This window comes from Dinghuibacter silviterrae (assembly GCF_004366355.1).
Taxonomy (GTDB): domain Bacteria; phylum Bacteroidota; class Bacteroidia; order Chitinophagales; family Chitinophagaceae; genus Dinghuibacter; species Dinghuibacter silviterrae.
The window spans coordinates 3468666-3487410 of record NZ_SODV01000001.1 but is presented as its reverse complement, the minus strand read 5'-3'; the positions used below and the strand labels follow the sequence as shown (position 1 = coordinate 3487410).

11 protein-coding genes are annotated in these 18745 nt (G+C 59.4%); 3 read left to right on the top strand and 8 right to left on the bottom strand.

All coding sequences use genetic code 11. The features are described from left to right. Positions 1-8: 8 nt before the first annotated feature. The 4 genes from EDB95_RS15040 to EDB95_RS15025 form a co-directional block, all read right to left on the bottom strand. Entirely contained in the window at positions 9-716 is a 708-nt protein-coding gene (locus EDB95_RS15040; RefSeq protein WP_133994623.1) for a polysaccharide deacetylase family protein, read from the bottom strand. Then, positions 713-1516, bottom strand: a complete 804-nt coding sequence (locus tag EDB95_RS15035; protein WP_133994622.1) for a glycosyltransferase family 2 protein — start codon at positions 1514-1516, stop codon at positions 713-715. The genes EDB95_RS15040 and EDB95_RS15035 overlap by 4 nt, the downstream gene beginning before the upstream one ends. A 95-nt stretch (positions 1517-1611) precedes the next feature. Then, entirely contained in the window at positions 1612-4053 is a 2442-nt protein-coding gene (locus EDB95_RS15030) for an ABC transporter permease (RefSeq protein WP_133994621.1), read from the bottom strand. Positions 4054-4059: 6 nt separating this feature from the next. Further along, positions 4060-6498: an FtsX-like permease family protein gene (locus EDB95_RS15025; protein ID WP_133994620.1), complete on the bottom strand. Its 2439-nt coding sequence runs from the start codon at positions 6496-6498 to the stop codon at positions 4060-4062. A gap of 181 nt (positions 6499-6679) precedes the next feature. Here EDB95_RS15025 and EDB95_RS15020 point away from each other — a divergent pair, with 181 nt between their 5' ends. The 3 genes from EDB95_RS15020 to EDB95_RS15010 are packed head-to-tail and all read left to right on the top strand — an operon-like array spanning position 6680 to position 14011. Further along, positions 6680-10309 carry a hypothetical protein gene (locus tag EDB95_RS15020; protein ID WP_162852618.1) on the top strand — a complete coding sequence of 1210 codons (3630 nt, stop codon included), beginning with the start codon at positions 6680-6682 and terminating at the stop codon, positions 10307-10309. A 16-nt stretch (positions 10310-10325) separates the two neighbouring features. Continuing rightward, on the top strand, positions 10326-12782 hold the full coding sequence (locus EDB95_RS15015; RefSeq protein WP_133994618.1) for a fibronectin type III domain-containing protein: 2457 nt from the start codon (positions 10326-10328) through the stop codon (positions 12780-12782). Next, positions 12779-14011: a hypothetical protein gene (locus EDB95_RS15010; RefSeq protein WP_133994617.1), complete on the top strand. Its 1233-nt coding sequence runs from the start codon at positions 12779-12781 to the stop codon at positions 14009-14011. Before EDB95_RS15015 ends, EDB95_RS15010 begins: the two co-directional genes overlap by 4 nt. On the opposite strand, the gene EDB95_RS15005 is transcribed toward EDB95_RS15010, so the two are convergent. From EDB95_RS15005 to EDB95_RS14990, 4 genes are read right to left on the bottom strand one after another with little or no spacing between them, the layout of a single operon-like run. After that, entirely contained in the window at positions 13989-14291 is a 303-nt protein-coding gene (locus EDB95_RS15005) for a PAAR domain-containing protein (protein WP_133994616.1), read from the bottom strand. The genes EDB95_RS15010 and EDB95_RS15005 overlap by 23 nt on opposite strands. 16 nt (positions 14292-14307) lie before the next feature. After that, entirely contained in the window at positions 14308-16788 is a 2481-nt protein-coding gene (locus tag EDB95_RS15000) for an ATP-dependent Clp protease ATP-binding subunit (RefSeq protein ID WP_133994615.1), read from the bottom strand. Between the two features lie 30 nt (positions 16789-16818). Next, positions 16819-17205 carry a hypothetical protein gene (locus EDB95_RS14995; protein ID WP_133994614.1) on the bottom strand — a complete coding sequence of 129 codons (387 nt, stop codon included), beginning with the start codon at positions 17203-17205 and terminating at the stop codon, positions 16819-16821. A gap of 27 nt (positions 17206-17232) precedes the next feature. Next, a complete protein-coding gene (locus tag EDB95_RS14990) occupies positions 17233-18711 on the bottom strand; it encodes an MFS transporter (protein WP_133994613.1) in 1479 nt (492 codons plus the stop codon). Positions 18712-18745 lie beyond the last annotated feature (34 nt).

The following is an 18745-nucleotide window of genomic DNA, read 5'->3' as shown; positions in this document are numbered from 1 at the left end:
GCGCCGCCCTAGAAGGGCAGCCACTTCCTCCCCACCCTCAACCCCGCGCGGAACGTCCACCGCGGGTCGGTCCCGCGGATGTCCATGCGCTGTATTAAATAGGGATGCTGAAGCGGCCAGGGATTGAGCCGGTTCCCGATGCGGAAGCCAAAGCGTATCCCCTCATCCACCAGGGCGCTGACATCCTGGGGATAGGCCCCGTAAGGATAAGCGACACAGGGCTGGTACGGGATGCCCTTGGCCGCGAAGAACGCCTTGCAACGCCGGATGTCGGCGCCCATTTCTTCGGAAGACAGGTCCCCATAGCTGGTGTGGGCGTAGGAATGAAGCCCGAATTCCACCACATCCGGATCCATCGACAAAAGTTCCTCCCGCGTCATACAGGGCTTTCCACGATAGCTGCCCTCGCGGATAAAGGTGGGGACGATAAAAAAATTGAGCTTCACACCGTACTGCACCGCCAACGGATAGGCGATCTCGAAGTTGTCGCGGAAACCGTCGTCAAAGGTGAGGAGGACCGACCGCGGCGGGAGGGAGGGCCAAAGGCCATTGGGCATTCTTTGGGCCATAGCCAGCAGCTCGCTCATCAATAAAGTGGTATAGCCGCCCCTGGCGAGGGCGGCAAAATGGGCCTCCAGCCGGGCCACATCGACCGTGAGGTCGTCGTTTGGCCCGGTAGCAGACGTACTGTGGTACATCAGGACACGAAGGTTCATTTCTGTAGTTCCCGGATCTTTAGGTATTTGGTGAAATGATAGAGTGCGCTGTAAGCCGACCAGTAAAAGCCTTCCATCCCGTTAAGCCAATTACCGTTGATCACGAAATAGTGTATGAAATAGTAAGGAAAAGAAAAGAACACCGCGAGCCGGGACTTCCTTTTCCCCCGCCGGACGGCCTCCCTGGCGGCCAGGGTGGTATACCGGTCACACTTGACATACCATTGGTGGATGTCGCGGTAGCTGTAATGCAGGATGTGGTGACGCAGCTTCCGGACCGTTCCGTCGAGTTCGATCTTTTCGTGGACGAGGGCTTCGTTGACATTGCCGTGCCGGCGGTTGAACAGGCGCAGGAAGTGCCGGCCGCTTTCCCGGCCGTGGGTAAATTCCCGGCCAAGAAAAACAAGGTTCATGGGAAGCAGGTAGCCGGCACCGCGAGGACCGTCTTCCCACTCCCGGCAGATCTCGTCGATCAGCGCGTCGGACAGGACTTCGTCCGCATCCAGGCAAAGGACCCAGTCGTTGGTAGCCTTTGAAATGGCAAACCGCTTTTGGGCGCCGTAGCCCTCGAATTCCTTGAAAAAGACTTTTGCCCCGAACAGGCGGCAGGCGTCGACGGTGTCGTCCGTCGAATAGCTGTCCACCACGATGATCTCATCGCACCAAAAAAGACGGGAGAGGGTGCGACGGATGTTTTCGGTTTCGTTATACGTAATAAGCACGGCGCTCACGGGTAGTGTACGCCGAAGTGAGTTGCCCGTCACCCGCAGGGAGACGAGGCGTTCCTGTTGAACAAGCATAATATAGAAGTAGCAAGGTTCTCCTAAAGAACGGACACTTGTTCGATTTGCTGGGGTTTAAGGAGGGATTAATTTTTTTTAATCTGATTCTGTAGTCATTCTGTTTTTAGGCTCTTGATCGGGTTTTCCAGCGCGGCGCGGATACTTTGGGCCGAGGTAGTGGCCAAAGCAATCAACAGGGCTATTCCACCGACGACAAAGAAAAGCCACAAATCGAGCTCCTGGCGGTATTTGAAATCCCGGAGCCAGGTCGTCATGGCCCACCAGGCGATGGGTGTCGCGATAAGCAGGGAGACCAGGATCAATACCACGAAGCCCCGGGACATCAGGACGAACAGTTGACCGGCGGACGCGCCCAGGACCTTGCGGATGCCGATTTCTTTGGTACGCTGTTCGGCCATGAACGACGAAAGGGCGAACAAACCGAGACAGGCAATGACGATGGCCAGGACGGCGAAGCAGGTCAGGAGGGTGCCGGCCCGGGTGACGTCCGCATACATTTGCCGGAAACCGTCGTCCAGGAAAGTATACCGCAACGCCTGGTTGGGCGCATATTTTTTCCACACGGCGGCCACCTGGGCCGCGAGATCCCCGGCCTGAACGGACTGAACCTTGATGCTAACCATGGTGGGACTGATGCCCAGGAACAGGCAGACGGGTCTTACTTTCTCCCGGAAAGTTTCGAAATGGAAATCCCGGACCACCCCGATGACGCGGAGCGGACCGGCCCCGTTGTTGATCACGCTTCCTACCGCGTGGCTTCCCAGGCCGAGCTGGGTGGCCAGTGACTGGTTGATGATCGCGGCGGCGGTATCCGTAGCCATCGACCGGGAAAAATTCCGCCCGGCGACAAGCTCCATACCCATCGTGGGTATATAATCGTAGTCGGCGATCCAGAATTGTCCGAACACGGGTTTGGAAGAGGCCCGCAGGCTGTCCATATAAAAGCCCTCCCCGTTGCGTTTGGCCCCCGGGATATTGACCGGGAGGAAGTCTCCGACCGTCACGCTTTTGGCCTGGGGCAGGCGGAGCAAATCACTCTTAAAGGCCTGTATGTCGGGGATGGTACCCGTCCCCTGGACGACAAGCACCTGGTCTTTGTCAAAACCCACCTTCGCGTGCAGGATGTATTGCATTTGGCGATAGACGACCAGCGTGCCCACGATCAGGATGATGGAGGTAGTGAACTGGAAGACCACGAGGATGCTTCTCAAGCGGGCGTTCCGGACCCCGCGGGAAACCTCGCCCTTGAGGACCCTGGCGGGTTCGAACCCGGAGAGGTACCAGGCGGGATAAAAACCCGAAACGATGCCTAAGAGAAACGCCGAGCCCAGCAAGACCGGCGCGAACCAAACGGAGTCCCAGGGCAAGGTCAGGCTTTTACCGGTGAGGTGGTTGAAAAAGGGTAAGAGCGCCCAGGCCAGTACCAGCGCCGCGACAAACGACAACAGGCTGTACAACATCGATTCGGTGAGGAACTGGCGAACGAGGCCGGACCGGTAGGACCCGACGACCTTCCGGAGGCCGATTTCCTTGGCGCGGCCCGCCGACCGGGCGGTGGCGAGGTTGACGAAATTGACGCAGGCGATCACAAGGATGAAGCAGGCAATCCCTCCGAACATCCACACCAGCCGGTTATCCCCGTGGAAAGGGACCGCGTCGTTGTTGATGTCGCCCGATTTCAGGTACACGTCCCGGACGGGTTGTAGCGCCATGACGTAATGCTTTACCTTCTCGTCCACGTCCGTGATGCCCCAGCTTTTCATCGCGGCAATGAGGTGGCGTTGGAGCTCGGAGGCCGTCAATTGCCGCTGGAATGCGGCGGCATCGGTGCCCGGTTTGAGCCGGACGTAGGTCGCATAGTTGGTGGTGCCCCAACCGGTTTGCTCCCCTGGCCAAAGTTCGACGCCTTTCAGCGTGAGCAGAAAATCATATTGAATGGAGGACCTGGAGCCGTAGTCTTCGATCACGCCTCCGACGGTGTATGGGTTCCTGGTGTCGTTGTTCAGGTAGAATACCTGGCCCACGGGGTCCTGGTGCGGGAAGTATTTTTCCGCCATCCGGCGCGTCAGGACGAGGGAATGCGGTGCCTCCAGCGCATGGCCGGGTTTCCCATAGATCATGGGCGTGCCCAGGACGTCCAGCAGGGACTGATCGGCGTAGGCAAAACCTTCTTCATAGGTATTTTGGGCCTGGTCCGCTTTGCGGATCTGGTTGGAGCCCGCGCCATAGAACAGGGCGCTGCGCATCAGCCTTCCCGCCTTTTCCACCTGGGGATAATTGTCCACCAGGTCTGCCGCCAGCGGGGCCTGGGTATACGTGGAATTGCCGAAGTTGTCGTCGCCATAACGGTTGACGATCCGGAAAACCCTGTCTGCCTGGGGCACACTCCGGTCATAAGACAGCTCGTCCCTTATGTACAGGCTGATGAGGATACAGGCCGCGATGCTGAGGGCAAAACCCCCGATCATGATGGAGGCATACAGCCTTTGCCGGCGGAGCTGGCGGAAGGCGACGAGGAGGTAATTGCGTATCATGAAATGTTATTCTGTTTTAAGACTCTTGATCGGATTTTCAAGGGCGGCGCGGAGGCTTTGGTAAGACGTCGTCGCCAGCGCAATGGCCAGCGCGATCCCGCCTACCGCCAGGAAAAGCCACCCGCTGATGTCTTCCCGGTATTTGAAATCCTGGAGCCAGGCGTGCATGGCCCACCACGCGATGGGGATGGCGATCGCCAGGGCGAGCAGGATCAGCAACACAAATTCCCGGGACATCAGCACGAGGAGCTGATGGACGGAAGCGCCAAGGACCTTGCGGATGCCGATCTCCTTGGTTCGTTGTTCCGCCATGAAGGAAGACAGGGCGAAAAGGCCAAGACAGGCGATGATGATGGCCAGGACGGTAAAACATGTCAGGATCGAGCCGTCCCGCTCCACGTCGGCGTACATCCGGCGGAAGCCATCGTCCAGGAAGGTGTAACGCAGCGCCTGGTTGGGCACATACTTTTTCCAAAGCGCGTCCACCTGCGGTATGAGGCCGCCCACCCGGTCCGACACGGTTCTCACGGAGACCATCGAAGGGCTGATGCCTATGGTAAGACAAACAGGGTCTATGTCCGTACGAAAGCTCTGGAAGTTGAAATCCCGGACCACGCCGACGACATGGAAGGGCCTGCCGAAGTGGTCAAGCACCGCCCCCAGCGGATGGGCGCCGATCCCCATTTTCCGGGCCATGGTCTCATTGATGATGATGGCACCGGTGTCCGACGCCATGGTCCTGGAAAAATCCCGTCCTTCGGACAGTTGCATTCCCATGGTCTGTAAGTACTCATAATCCACGGACCAGTCTTGCGCGAATACGGGTGAGGCGCCCTTCCGGCCATACATGTAAAAAGCATTCTGATTCAACTTGGCACCGGGGATATCGATGGGGAGGAAGTCGCTTATGGCAACGCTTTTAGCTTGCGGAAGGCGAAGCAGGTCGTTCTTGAACGCTTGTATATCCGCGATGGTATTGGTGCCCTGGATGACCAGCACCTGGTCCTTATTGAAGCCGACCTTTCGGTGCAGGATATATTGCATCTGGCTGTATACAACCAGGGTGCCCGCGATCAGGATGATGGAGGTGGTGAACTGGAAGACGACCAGTACGCTTCTCAACCGGGCGTTTTTGCTCCCCCTGGCCACCTGCCCCTTCAGTACCTTCACGGGCTTGAAAGCGGAAAGATAATAGGCGGGATAAAGACCGGAGACGATGCCTAAGAGAAAGGCCGAGCCCAGCAAAAACGGCGCGAACCATAAGGAACCCCAGGGCAGGGACAGGCTTTTGCCGGTCAGGTGGTTAAAAAAAGGCAAAAGGGTTTGCGCGAGTAACAATGCCAGGGCAAACGACAGCAGGCTGTACACTAATGACTCGGTGAGGAACTGGCGGACAAGGCTGGACCGGTAAGAACCGATGACCTTCCGGAGCCCGATTTCTTTGGCGCGGTTGGCCGACCGGGCGGTGGCGAGGTTGACGAAATTGACACAGGCAATCAGGAGGATGAAGGCCGCGATCCCGCCAAACATCCACACCAGGCGCATATCCCCGTGGGAAGGGAGGTCGTCCGAGATGGCATAAGACCGGAGGTATATGTCCCGGACGGGCTGGAGCTCTATGGCGTACCCCTTGGTTTTCGTTTCGACGTCCTTCTGCCCGGAAGACTTCATAAACGGTATGATGTGCCGTTGGAGCTCGGAGGCCGTCACAGCACGTTGGAAGGCGTTTACATCAGTCCCCGGTTTTAAAAGAACATAAGTGTCATAGTTATTGGCGCCCCAAAACGTTTGCTCCCCTTGCCAGAGTTCGACGCCTTTTAGTGTAAGGAAAAAATCATAGGGAAGGGAAGAGGTGGACGCAAAATCGGGAATGACGCCACCGATGGTATAAGGCGTTTTGGTATCGTTGTTCAGGTAAAACACCTGGCCCACGGGGTTTTGATGGGGAAAATATTTTTCCGCCATCCGGCGCGTCATCACGAGGGAATGGGGCGCGTCCAGGGCGTGCCCCGCGGTGCCGTAGATCATGGGCATGCCCAGGATATCGAGAAGGGACTGATCGGCGTAGACAAACCCCTCCTCGTAGGTGTTTTGGGTTTGGTCCGCCCGCCGGATCTGGTTGGCGCCGGCGCCATAAAAAAGGGAATTGTTCATGAGCCGGCCGGACTTTTCCACCCCGGTATAGTCACTCATGAGCCCGGGCCCAAAGGGAGCGGCAAAATCTGTGTAACGGCCGGGATAGTCACCCCCCGCCCAATGTTCCACCACCCGAAAAGCCTGATCCGCCCGGGGGATATACCGGTCATAGGAAAGCTCGTCCCGGATATACAACGTGATCAGGATACACGCCGCAATGCTCAGGGCAAAGCCGCCGATCATGATGGATGCATACATCTTTTGACGCCGGAGCTGGCGAAGGGCGACGAGGAGGTAGTTGCGTAACATAGTTGTTGGGAACACAAAGCGGATGCCCGGCTTTATCCTATTGTATATCAATACGTAAATCCTTTTAGCGTGTCCGTTTTCGATACACCGGGCGTACGTTATTGCGTATATGTACGCTTTCATTTGACAAGAAAAGTTTAAACTTTTGACCCCGAAAAACAACCCTAACCACTCACTACTCATGGGAATCACCAAACTGTGGACAGGCCTGCCTGTCCTGATGGGGGCGATCCTGACGGTATCGCCCACCCCCGCACAGGTCAAGGTGCAGCAGGTCCAACGGTCGCCCGTCACGGGCGTCATCCCGGTCCGCCCTCCGCGGGTCGATCCCCCCGACACCCTGAATTTTGGCAACTTCGTCCTCGTCGTGGACAGCTTCACGTCCAGGGGCGCGTATAATGTGGCCACGCAAACTTTTACGGGGTTATCCGGCGTGGGTACAATTCACTTCGGGTGCCAGCGGCCGATTATCGTGTGGGGGCCGGTGCCCGTGGGGCCGGTAAAGGCGGTAGCGCAGGTGGGCCCCGTCAAGGCCGTTGGCCCGGTGAGTGCTGTCGTGCCGGCCCGTCTCCAGACCGTCGACATCGTCGACCAGGTCAGCGACCCTTCGCGTCAACTGAGCGTCTCGCAGGCAAAAGCCCTGGGCATTTCGCTCGGCGCGGGCGAGCACGTACAGGTGCAGTCCCCGACCTCCATTGCCAAAAATGCGAACCTGGCGCAATTGATCGGTCCCGTCCATTGGATCCAGCCTGGGGTGACGGTGCGCTTTGACGGCGTGAGCACCCACCCGCTCCGCGCGGGCTATGGGGACGTAAGCGTGGGGACGGCGAGCTACCCGGCGAGCCCGGGCGGCGGGCCTTTCACGCTGGACGTGGCAGCGGGTTTCCAGCTAACTGTGGACACGATGACCATACGGCCGGGGCAAAATGCCGCGGCGACGGGGCGGCTGTGGTTACCCAACACGCTAACGGGGCCGGGCAACTGCCAGGGCGCGTCGATCGGGCTGGGCACGATCAGCCTGAGCAACGCCTGCGAATTTTACAAGGAGCTCCCGGACTCCAACTATGGCACCTGGGGCGTGGGGAATACGACGCTGACGGTCCACGGGCACGGCTACGTGGCGGATTTCAGCTCCACCCAACACTATAGCGGGGACCCCCACCCTGCTTCCTGGAAGGGGGTGGACCTGTTGAACGGGAGTTCGGACGGCACCACGGGTGATACCGTGTTGTCGAACATCGGGTACCTCCAGGGACACTATACCTATGCACTGGCGTCGGTGGACGGGGGCGGTCTGGCGGCCGGTTTTATCCTTGCGTCCCCCTATACGTATTACGCTTCACAGCCCCTCGGTTATATCATCAACTTCGATACGGCGCGCATCAATGTGGATTCCAGCCAGGTGACCGGCGGGCTGATCGTCGGGGGGCGCATCATCCTGCCCCGGACGGCGGCGCGGTTGCTGGATGACTCGGCGGTCGTGCTTACCCGCCCGGTGATGGGGGTCGGCAAAAACCTGGACGTGGGCGGGTTTGTCAATATACCCCCCAATACGTTTGTGTACTGGGGAGACCTGGTGGCGGCAGGCGGCGGGGACCAAAAGTCCTTCGGGCTGGGCGGGTTTGATAGTGCGGCGATGGTTTATTTTTCCGCCCAGCCAAAACCCTTCCGGCCTCCTTTGATGGCCGGGCCCAATTCGATCTTCGACTCCACACGCGACCTTAGCCTGGTCGACCTGGACTCGTTGGGTTTTGAAGGGGTCACCTTTAAAAACTTTACGGCCCTGGTGGTGAATACACCCCAGTCGCCCTCTCATTTCGATCCGCAAAAACCAACGGTCAGCCTGGCCGGCAGCCACCTGGCGCTAAAGCTGGGGTACCAGCGGAGCCAGTGGATGAACGTGGTGTCACAGGGTGTTCATTGCAACGTACATGCGAAGATCGTCGCGGCAGATACCGTACGCCTGGGGGACCCATCGGAAAGTTTATACGACGGGGTGACGCCCTTTAAGATCATGCCGGTCTCGGACCAGTATAAGGTGGCGGTGTTCCCGGACATTGATGCTTTCGTTTTGCAATGCTGGGAAAGCGCCGTCGTGCTGTGTAGCTACAAAGCCATCCTTTCCGAACCGCAACCCACGGGTGGGTATTACGTGGTGGATAAAGTCTTTTTCACCTCTACCGCGAACGACGCAGGGGGACAGGTGGACATCGGTCTAAACGACTCGCTTTCCTATTGGGGGCTGAAGCTGGTGCAGAAACCGGGTTTCTCCAGCGGCGGCACCCTGAGCGTGCGCACGGGGCAGATCATCCTGACGGCAAGCGGGCTGTCGGAGAAGCGGCACTTTGCAGAACCCTTCTGGCTGACCTGGGGCGAGCTCCTGGCCAACGGGTCGGTGGGGCGTCTTTTCTTTGACTACAATTCGGCGAACCAGGCGTTTGACGGGTTTGGGTTTGTACCAACGGCGGTGGCGCTGTCAGCGTACAACAGCAACCCGGCCGTCAAGCCCTACTTACACGTGGCGGGGAATGCACACTTCCCCTTCTTTGGCGCGGACTATCTGAACATACAGGACGACTACGTGCCTTCGCAAACAAGCGATCCCTTTGACATGCGGTATGTGTCGCTGAGCAATGCCGCCACGGGCGCCTTCCTGCCAACGCACCGGGCCATCGGCGGGAACTGGCACGACGGGCTGGGCATCTTTGGCTTTACCATCGATTACGCGGGGACGACCCAGGACGGCTTTATCGGTACGGGGACGAGCGCGCTCTCCTGTATGGGGTCCGCGGTGGGGTCCACCCTGGAAATGAACAGCCGGGGGACGTGTATCCATATCGGCACCAACCAGACGGACATGCGCGCGATTACGCTGGGACCGGTGGCGGACGTGTCGAACATCACGCAGATCTGGGGGTGCGCCTGTATCCACAACGACGACATCGAGAACGTGGTCGTGGGGGGCTCGATCTCCAACGCGGCCAATGTGAGCGCGATCATCCGCGCGGGCGACTATCTGTCGGCGATCCTGCAGATCACCCCCTGCATGCAGCGGCTTACCCTCGACGGGATGTGCAGCCTGTCGCTGGCCCTGTCCCTGGACGCGGAGGTCAACGGGCACGCCCAACTGACGCTCAACGAAGCGCAAGGGTACGTGGAAGGGGAAGTCGACGGGGACATTACGCTGGGCCAGGGGGACGTGCTGAGCGGGAACTCGCTGGACGCCCAGGGCCAGCTCGACTGGCACCTGGGGACGGACTACCAGTCGATCCAGGGCCAGGTTGCCCTGACGATCATGAGCGGCATCACGCTGATCGGTGGCACGGGGACAACCCTGGGCTCCGGTTTTTATGTCGCGCACAACGCGCCAAAGGCGGATGCCTGGGTGCTGCAAGGCACGTCGCCACAGTATGCCCTGAATACCGCGGCGATGCCGGACAACCTCTCGGGAATCTATGGCTACATCCACGTCCAGCAGGGCGTCAACCTATATATCGTTTCGGGTCAGTACGAGATCTTCCTGGGGCTGGGTGCGTTTATGCTGACCCCCCAGGGGGCGGGGCTGCTGGGCGCCTTGTCGGGCGGGGTGGGCTTGCCCTATATCGTGGGCAACCTCGGGGGCTCCATCAGCGGAGAAATCCTGGGCGGCCTGGTCTCGGCAGGGGCGGACTTCGACCTCCAGATCATCGGACCCTATCCCTTCTCCTTCCAGGGATCGGTAGGACTCCACGCCTGTGTCCTTTGGGTCTTCTGCGGATCGGTGAGTGTCACCATCGGGCTCAATACGGCCCAGGGCTTCTATATACAGTAACCTGAAAATCGAACGCATGTACAAACGTCTCCTACTATACATTCTCCTTGCGACACCCTTCGCCGGTATGGCGCAGATCGCGGTCACATCCAACCCGGGTCCCGGTTTGTATGTGGCCCTGGACTGGCAGGCCGTGCCCGGAGCCACGGGGTATAATATCTTTCGCAAAACACCGGCGGATGCTGCCTATCCGGCGACGCCCCTGAACGCTACGCCCATCGTACCGGCCGGTACCTGCGCGGCCATCCGGGCCTTGCTGATCCACGGCACCGACTCCACCGCCTGGAAGCTGGTGGCCGCCGGGCTGGCGGATTCCAGCGTTTTGTTCAACCCCTGCGGAATGAACGGCGCGCTGTCCGCGTCCAAACGCCAGCGGCTGGCGGTGCTGGCGGGGAGCAACCTGTCCATCGCCCTGGCTGCGGGCTGGGGTTACGAAGACCATAGCGTGACCAACGGTACCGCCTACCAGTACAAGATCGTCGCTGTCGGACCCGGGACCACCGTGGCCACGGACCTGCCGGTGTCCGCCGGTGTGCCGGTCGTGTTACCCGCGGCCACGGGTGTCCACGCGGACGCGGGGGATGCGATGAACCAAGCCAACTGGGGTTTGGTGACCGGCGCGGCGGGTTATGTCGTGGATCGCGCCACCAGCCCGGGCGGGCCTTTTACCCGGGTCAGCCCCACCCCGTACATGTCCACCTTTACACATCACTTGAACGGGGACACGCTGGTACCCAACGCCCTGGGCTTTGTGGATTTCCAACACTACGATACCGCGGGGAATCCCATCGCGCATAAGGTCGCGGGCGTCAACGTCAACGGTCCCCTGAACGGCACCACCTATTACTACCGGGTGACCGCGCTTGACTTTTTCCTCCGGCCTGGAACGGCCTCCGGGGCCTCGGGCGGAGTGACGCCCCACGATACAACGCCCCCTTCCACACCGGGGAACGTCTCCACCTCCGTAGACAATATCCATGGATGGGTGCAGGTCAGTTGGACGCAGGTGATCAAAGACATCAAGGGGCGCGTGGAACAGCCCGACAGCTCCGTCAGCTACAAGCTCTACCGGTTTACAGGGTCGGGGAACCCCAATACCCTTACGGCCACGCTGGTCGCAACGGTACCGCCGCTAAAGGGCATCCACGGCGTCGATACCGTGGACAAATACAGCGGGCTCCGCGCGGTATACGGGGACAAGACCTGGTGGTACCGCGTCCGGGCCGTGGACGTCAACGGCAATACCGGTCCCTGGTCCGCGGCCGCCTCCGCCATCGTCAAGGACACCACGCCCCCGGCCATCGTCAAGGGCGTCATGGCCAAAGGTTTTGAAGACCATATATCGGTGATGTGGCAGCTCAACACCGAACCGGATATGGCCCAGTATACGGTCTACCGGAGTCTTTGCCACCTGGGGCAATGGGTGAACTGCAACCGTCCGGATACCTGCCGAAGCTGGTACATTGGGACGCCGGCGTATAACACAGGCGTCGTCGGCACTCCGGGTTTCAACAACGATCGCAAGGGGTGGCCTTGTCCGTGTAGCGGCACCTTCGTTTTCCTGGGCACGATCACCCAGGACTCCGCCAAACGCGCCAAGGCCGCGGGTCACTTCATGTACAACGACTATAGCGTGCCGCCCGGATCGCCCCTTTGTTACGCGTATTGGGTCAAAGCCAAAGACTCCTCCGGCAATGAAAGCGGCACCTATCCCATCCCCAGCCCCGCGGAACAGGCCCAGATCGTGTGCGCCCACCTGAGGGATACCACGCCCCCAGAAGCCGCCACCATCACGGGGCTCAACGCCCTGCCCCTGGCGATCGTCGTCCAGTGGATCGGGCCGCCCTCCCAGGACATCCGGGCCTACCAGGTGTACCGCGCCCAGGGCCTGGTCCCCGGCCAGGAACCGCCGCTGGCCAACTTCACCTGGGTGGGGGGCATGACGGTGGAAATACCCCCCAAAACACCGGTGGTCCTGACCGCGCCCTATCACGCGCCGTCGGTACTTCCCTGTGACAGCATCCCCGTGCAGGCAATGCCGTGGATGAGCCAGGGGGCCTTTGTGGACAGGACCGTGCAGCCCAAGCTAACGTACTGGTACCGGGTCGTCGGGATCGACTATGCGGGGAACCAGACGCCCCTGTCACAGGCCGCGCCCATCAGCACCTTTACCTTTAGCACGAAGGCGATACCCGCGCCGGTGTTGGATACGGCCATGGTCAATGCGACGCCGTGCTCCGTGCAGTTGACCTGGACGCCGGCCTTCAACGCCGCGGCCGACAAGGGTTTTATCGTCTACCGGAGCACCACGGCGGGCGGGACGTTTAACCCCATCGTCACGGCGCCTGTAAAGGGGGCCACGTATACGGATACGCAGGTGACACACGGACAGACGTACTACTATAAAGTGGCGCTGTTGCTCAAGACGGGGCAACTGTCGGCGCTTTCGAACGTAAAAACGGTCACACCATGAGAACCATCCTGACTGCGCTCGCTTTAATAAGCGCCATCGCCTTAAAAGCCCAACCCCAGGACACCCCCTGGCTCCGCGAGAACACCTGGTTCTTCGAAAACTTCGACACCAGCAACATCCCGTGGAGCGACTTCCGCCAGTCCTTTATCGGGGTGGCGCCGAGTCCCGCCGGGGATTTCGACCAGATCTTTTTCAACAACCTCTACACGAACACGCTTTACAAAAGCGGGCTTTGTTTTGGCATGGACGTGATGTCCATGCTGATGATGTCCGACGGCGGTTGGGCAGGGTATTGCCATCCGCCCTATGTATATGCCTCCAGGGCCAGCTATACGGGACCGTTGGATCCCAACCTGGCGCAGGCCATCATCATCACCCATGGCAACCAGATCAACCGCGGTTTCCTGATGTTCCTTTTAGACGTCATCGCTTCTTCGGAAAACCGGGACGGCAATTATGCATATTACCAGGTCGGCAAATACCTCGCCCAGGGCGACCAGCCTTTTGTGAGCATCTCCAAGGACCTCAACCCCGCGGACGGGGCGCACGTCCTGGTGCCGTATTACGAAGACGTGCAGGGGTCGATCAAGCGTATTTTTGTATACGATCCCAACCACTCTATTTACAACTATACCTCACCCGGCAGCCACGACTACTATGCGAACGGGCAGAACTTTATCACCGTTCAATCCGACGGGACGTGGAGCTATCCCTTCAACGGGATCATGAGCCCACCCTGGACGGGAAGCCCTTCCAGCGGCGGGAATTGCGTGGCCATTCCCCTGTCGGTGGCGGGGCGGAAAGACCGGTTGCCCCAGAGTCTTTTTGCCGATGCGCAAACGGCGATCAATACGATTTTTATTTTCGGGAGGCGGGTGCGCGTTCGCCAGGTAACGGGGGCGTCGGGGCGCAAGTACTTGAATCGGCGCGGTACCGATGTGCAGTTGCGCGGGGGGCTTCGGACGATCCTGCCCTTCCAGGTGATGGGCGGCGCCCCCGGTGACACGCTACATACATATTTCGTGCGGGGCAACGAATCGCAATGCTGGGAGATCAGCGCCGTTGGGCCTTACAAGGTGGAGATGTTGTATGCGGGACAGCACACGGTGGTGCGTGGCGTAGGCGATGGGCGGGTGATGCGGTTTTACACGCCGCGGGCGCCGGCGCGCGGGGCCGCACGCACGTCTTTGCGCCGACCGCCGGGCATTATCCCCCGATCAGCACGGTAGGATACCCGAGCACGATATTCCCTCCATGCGCGGTCGTGTCCCCCATCCGGGCGGCGGGCTTACCGCCGATCATGACCGTCGCCGAACCCATGACGATGGAGTCGGGCGGACCGACGCACACACAGGTGTCGCCCATCACAGCCGCGGGCATGCCCCCGATAAGGACTGTCGGGGCGCCGGGGCCGACGACGGGACCGCCCACGTGCGGGATCGGCGGAACACCGGGAGTTACCTGTGGGCAGGCGTGCATGTCTGTGAGTCTGGCTGCGGGTTTTCCCATTCGTCGAATATACGGTTTAGATCTCGATGAGCGACGGGTGTTTTATCTCCCAGGTTAAACCACCTGCATACCCCACGCAGACGGTGTCCCCCTTCTTCAATTTGCCGGCAACGATCTGCCGCGCAATCGGCCTCCGGAGCTCATTCCGGATCAACCCCTTGATCTGCCGCGCCCCGTATTTGGGTGTAAACCCGGTCAACGTCAGGTGCTTTTTCGCCTCGGGCGTGATCTCCAGGCTGATCCCCTGTCGCGTCAGGGGATCGGTCAGGCTCCGGAGGTGGACATCGAAGATCCGGAGCGCGTTCTCTTCGGCAATGGGCGCAAAGGGCACGATCTCGGTCAGCCGGCCCAGAAACTCGGGCCGGAAATGACGGGACATGATGTCCATCAGCTCGGTGCCGGCGGGTATTTTTCCTCCACCAAAACTTTCCACGATAAAGTCGCTGGCGATATTGGAAGTAAAAAGTATGATGGCGTTGGAGAAATCTCCTTCTTTGCCGAGGCGGTCGTGGAGCTTTCCTTCGTCGAGGACCTGGAGGAAGGTGTCGAATACGCTTGGGTGGGCCTTTTCGATCTCGTCGAAGAGCACGACCGAATAGGGTTTTTCCCTGATCTTGTTGACGAGCATCCCGCCTTCTTCGTAACCGACATAGCCCGGGGGCGCGCCATACAGCAAGGCCGCGGAGTGTTCTTCCTTAAACTCCGACATGTCGAAGCGGATGAGAAAGGACTCGTCGTTAAAAAGGAAGTCCGACAGGGTTTTGGCCAGTTCGGTTTTGCCGGTGCCCGTCGGGCCCAGGAGGAAAAAGCTGGCGATGGGCTGTCCGGCCTTGATCAAACCCGACCGGGACTCCAGGATGGCTTCGGCCACCGCCTTTATGGCGTGGTCCTGGCCGATGACCCGGCGCTTCAGGACGTCTTCCACCCCCAGCAGTTTCTCGCGTTCGGAGGATTGGATTTTCCCTAAAGGAATCCCCGTCTTATAGGACACGACGGCGGCGATGTCTGCCTTGGTTACGGTGTCGCGTATGTTTTCTGCAAGGGCTTCGAGTTGCGTGATTTTCTGCTCCAGGCGTTGTTTCCTGCCGCCGGGCACGTCCAGGTCCGCTTCCACTTCCGGTTCCAGTTGGGCGGAAAGGATAGGGCTGATTTTGTCTTTGAGCGTCCGCTCCGCCCATTGTATGTCGTCCGGGTCCATGGTCTCCAGGCGCTCCCGCAACTCCCGCAATTCCCTGACCGAGGTATCGTTCATGATCCTCAGCGCCGCCATCGTCCGATCCACCAGGTCCACTGCGGAGTCAGGGAGGTATCGGTCCTTGGCGTAGCGTTTGGCCATGACGACGGCCTCTTTGAGCGCTGCCGGCTCGATCGTCAGCCCATGGTGGGTTTCATAAAGGGGCGCCACCCGTTTGAGCATTTCCACGGCGGTATCTACGTCGGGTTCCTCGACCTGGATGATCTCGAATCTTCTATTAAACGCCTCGTCGGATTCGACGTACTTGCGGTATTCGTCCCGGGTCGTGGCCCCGATCACCGTCAGCTCACCCCTGGCCAGTTCCGGTTTCAGGAGGTTGACCAGGCCGCCGCCGAGGGCGCTTTTGGGATCCAGCAACAGGTGGACTTCGTCTATAAAAAGAATGGATTTGCCCAGGCGTTTGACCTCCCCGATGATCCCTTTCATACGGTCTTCAAGCTCCCCCTTATAGGCCGCCCCGGCCACCAGCGCACCGGTGTCGAGCTCCAGCAGGTGCGCGCCCTGCCAGCCCTGGGGCACGCTCCCGGCCACGATGGCCTGTGCAAAACCATCCACCAGCGCGGTCTTCCCCACCCCGGGTTCCCCCACGATGATGACGTTAGGTTTGGTCCGGCGGCCCAGGACTTCCATGACCATGCGGAGTTCTTTGTCGCGTCCGACGATAGGGTCGAGCTTGCCTTCCGCGGCGAGGGCGGTTTTGTCGGTGCAGAAGCGGTAGAGGGCGTTGGAAGCGCCCGTGGGCGCGGTGGCGCCGCTTTGCGCGGCGGCGCCGTTTGACGCAGCCGCGCCGGCCGAAGCGCCCACCGCCTGTTGCATCTGCACCTCCGAGACGGCGGCGTCCATGATTTCTTTCTGCGTAGCCGGAAAGCTTTTGAGCTGATCCGGCGTGAACCCCACCCCCGGTTTCAGCAACGCCGCCAGCACACTCACCCCATCGACCTCATCGCGGTTGAGCTGAAGCGCCACCATATCGGCCAGGTCAAGAACCGCCGTGGTCTTGGCGTCGGCGGAAGGGTTTTCCGACGCGCGGCTCCCCCGCGGATATTCCTCCATGCGGATCTCCGCCCAGTCCCGCATAAAATGCAGGTCCTTTTGCTGGGCTACCAGCCAGGAGGCCAGGGGCGTTTCGTTGTGTAAGACGGCCGCCAGCAGATGGGGCGGGCCGAAATGGGCGTGCTGGTATTCTTTGGCCAGGGATTGGGCGACGTGGATCGCCTGTTTGGTGTCTTCCGCGAAGGGCATAGAGGATAGGTTGCCCTTGCAATATACGGATCATTTCCGGCAATACCCTTCGGATTCCTCCACGGGGTATTTCTTGTCCAGATCGATGTTGTTGAAGGAGGCCCTGCCGCCCCATGCGAAGAAGCGCTCGAAGAAGGGCAGCAGCGGGTGGGTTTTGATTTTGCCCAGAAAATACACCTCGTGTTCCTTTTCCTTCATACCCATGTCGTACAGGAGCTGGTCGTGGGTATGGATCCCCAGGGCGTTGAAGTATTGCTTCATCCGGAAGTATTCGCAGACATTACCGCTTTCGAGACGTCCGGCGAAATAGAAGGGCATGAACCAGCCGATCACATAACAACTCAGCGAGATGGTTTTGCCCACAAGGTGAAAACGGCGTTCGTAATACCGGTTGACCCCGACTCCATAAAAATCCATCAGGGCCAGGACTTCCCGGCGGTGGTTTTAGTGCCCCCCGCCCTTGGCGACTTCGACCTTATCGAAGTCGATGCCCTGGGCCTTCAGTACGGCTTTGGCTTTGACCGCGTAGAACGCCAGGTAGGCAAAACAACAGACGCCGACAATATACGACCATTGGATGCCCAACAGGTTGTCGGAGGCCAGGTATCCTTGGAGAACGGCGATAAAACCGCCCCCGCAGATCATCATGATCAGGAAGCTGGAGCCTTCGCTGGTGTGCTTGCCCAGGCCGGCCACGGCCAAAGTAAAGATACAAGGCCAGAGGGTCGAGCAGAAAAGACCCACGCTGATAAAGGCGAAGGCGCTCACGATGCCATGGGATAACATCCCGATGAACAACGCGCAGATGGCGAAGGACGCAAACAACAACAGTTGCCGCGCCGGATTGCCCTTGGAAAGGAGGTCCCCGATGATCATGACGATGATGACAAGGGCGTACCAGTAAAAAGGCACGCCAAGGTCACGACCGACGGCCTTGTTGATCAGGACAAACACCGCAAAGGCGATATACGGCATGACGAAACGGAGGATCTTTTTCGCGCCATCCCCAATGTTGAACGCGCCCACCGAACTCGTCCAACGGCCGATCATCAGGCTCGCCCAGTAGAGTGAAATATACGGGGCGATGTTCGAGGTGGCGATGTTCAGGTCTTTGGTCAGGAAAAGCGGGAGGTTGCTGGCTGTCGATACTTCCACGCCGACATAGATAAAAATGGCCAGCATCCCGAGCACCAGCTGGGGATAGTTAAAGACGCTGCCCCTTTCGGTGCTGTGGACGAAGCGGGTGCCGTCGTCTTTCTTTTCGTCATCTTCGGTTTGAATCTTATTGGGCAGCTTCGAGAACTTGAAAATAACCGCGACCAGCAGGAACAGGGCGCCGATGATCAGGTAAGGGAATTTGACCTTGCTGATGCTCGCTACCGTGTTGCCGGAGGTGACGCTGCCAAAGATGGCAAGGCTGACGACGACGGGTCCGATAGTGGTCCCGAAATTATTGATCCCACCGGCCAGGCTCAACCGCTGTGACCCCGTCTTGGGGTCCCCCATCGCGATGGCGAGGGGATTGGCGGCGGTTTGCTGAAGCGCATACCCCAGACCGATGACAAAAAGACCACTCAGCAGGATCGCAAAAGAAGCGGTTTCCGCGGCGGGATAGAACAAAAGGGCGCCCAAGGTAGAGATCACCAACCCCAGCGCGATGCCGTTCTTATACCCGATCCGGTTCAGGATGTCCCCGCCGATGGCTTTGGATATAAAAAAATAGATAAGCGCGCCTACGGTATAGGCGGCATAAAAACAAAAGGAGATCATTTGGGACTGAACCGGCGACAAGTGGAGCTTGTCCTTAAAAACCGGGATCAGGATGTCGTTGCTGGCCGCTACAAAGCCCCAGAAAAAGAAGACAATCGTAAGGGTCAAGAAGCTGGAAAAATTACTCTTGGAACCGGAGCTGGTGGAAGACATCGTTACAGTTTAGCGTTGAACCCGCTAACTTATG

What these genes read in the sequence shown, in the direction of transcription:
- EDB95_RS15040 (WP_133994623.1), bottom strand. Translation starts at nt 716, where the DNA reads ATGAACCTTCGTGTCCTGATGTACCACAGTACGTCTGCTACCGGGCCA.
- EDB95_RS15035 (WP_133994622.1), bottom strand. Translation starts at nt 1,516, where the DNA reads ATGCTTGTTCAACAGGAACGCCTCGTCTCCCTGCGGGTGACGGGCAAC.
- EDB95_RS15030 (WP_133994621.1), bottom strand. Translation starts at nt 4,053, where the DNA reads ATGATACGCAATTACCTCCTCGTCGCCTTCCGCCAGCTCCGCCGGCAA.
- EDB95_RS15025 (WP_133994620.1), bottom strand. Translation starts at nt 6,498, where the DNA reads ATGTTACGCAACTACCTCCTCGTCGCCCTTCGCCAGCTCCGGCGTCAA.
- EDB95_RS15020 (WP_162852618.1), top strand. Translation starts at nt 6,680, where the DNA reads ATGGGAATCACCAAACTGTGGACAGGCCTGCCTGTCCTGATGGGGGCG.
- EDB95_RS15015 (WP_133994618.1), top strand. Translation starts at nt 10,326, where the DNA reads ATGTACAAACGTCTCCTACTATACATTCTCCTTGCGACACCCTTCGCC.
- EDB95_RS15010 (WP_133994617.1), top strand. Translation starts at nt 12,779, where the DNA reads ATGAGAACCATCCTGACTGCGCTCGCTTTAATAAGCGCCATCGCCTTA.
- EDB95_RS15005 (WP_133994616.1), bottom strand. Translation starts at nt 14,291, where the DNA reads ATGGGAAAACCCGCAGCCAGACTCACAGACATGCACGCCTGCCCACAG.
- EDB95_RS15000 (WP_133994615.1), bottom strand. Translation starts at nt 16,788, where the DNA reads ATGCCCTTCGCGGAAGACACCAAACAGGCGATCCACGTCGCCCAATCC.
- EDB95_RS14995 (WP_133994614.1), bottom strand. Translation starts at nt 17,205, where the DNA reads ATGGATTTTTATGGAGTCGGGGTCAACCGGTATTACGAACGCCGTTTT.
- EDB95_RS14990 (WP_133994613.1), bottom strand. Translation starts at nt 18,711, where the DNA reads ATGTCTTCCACCAGCTCCGGTTCCAAGAGTAATTTTTCCAGCTTCTTG.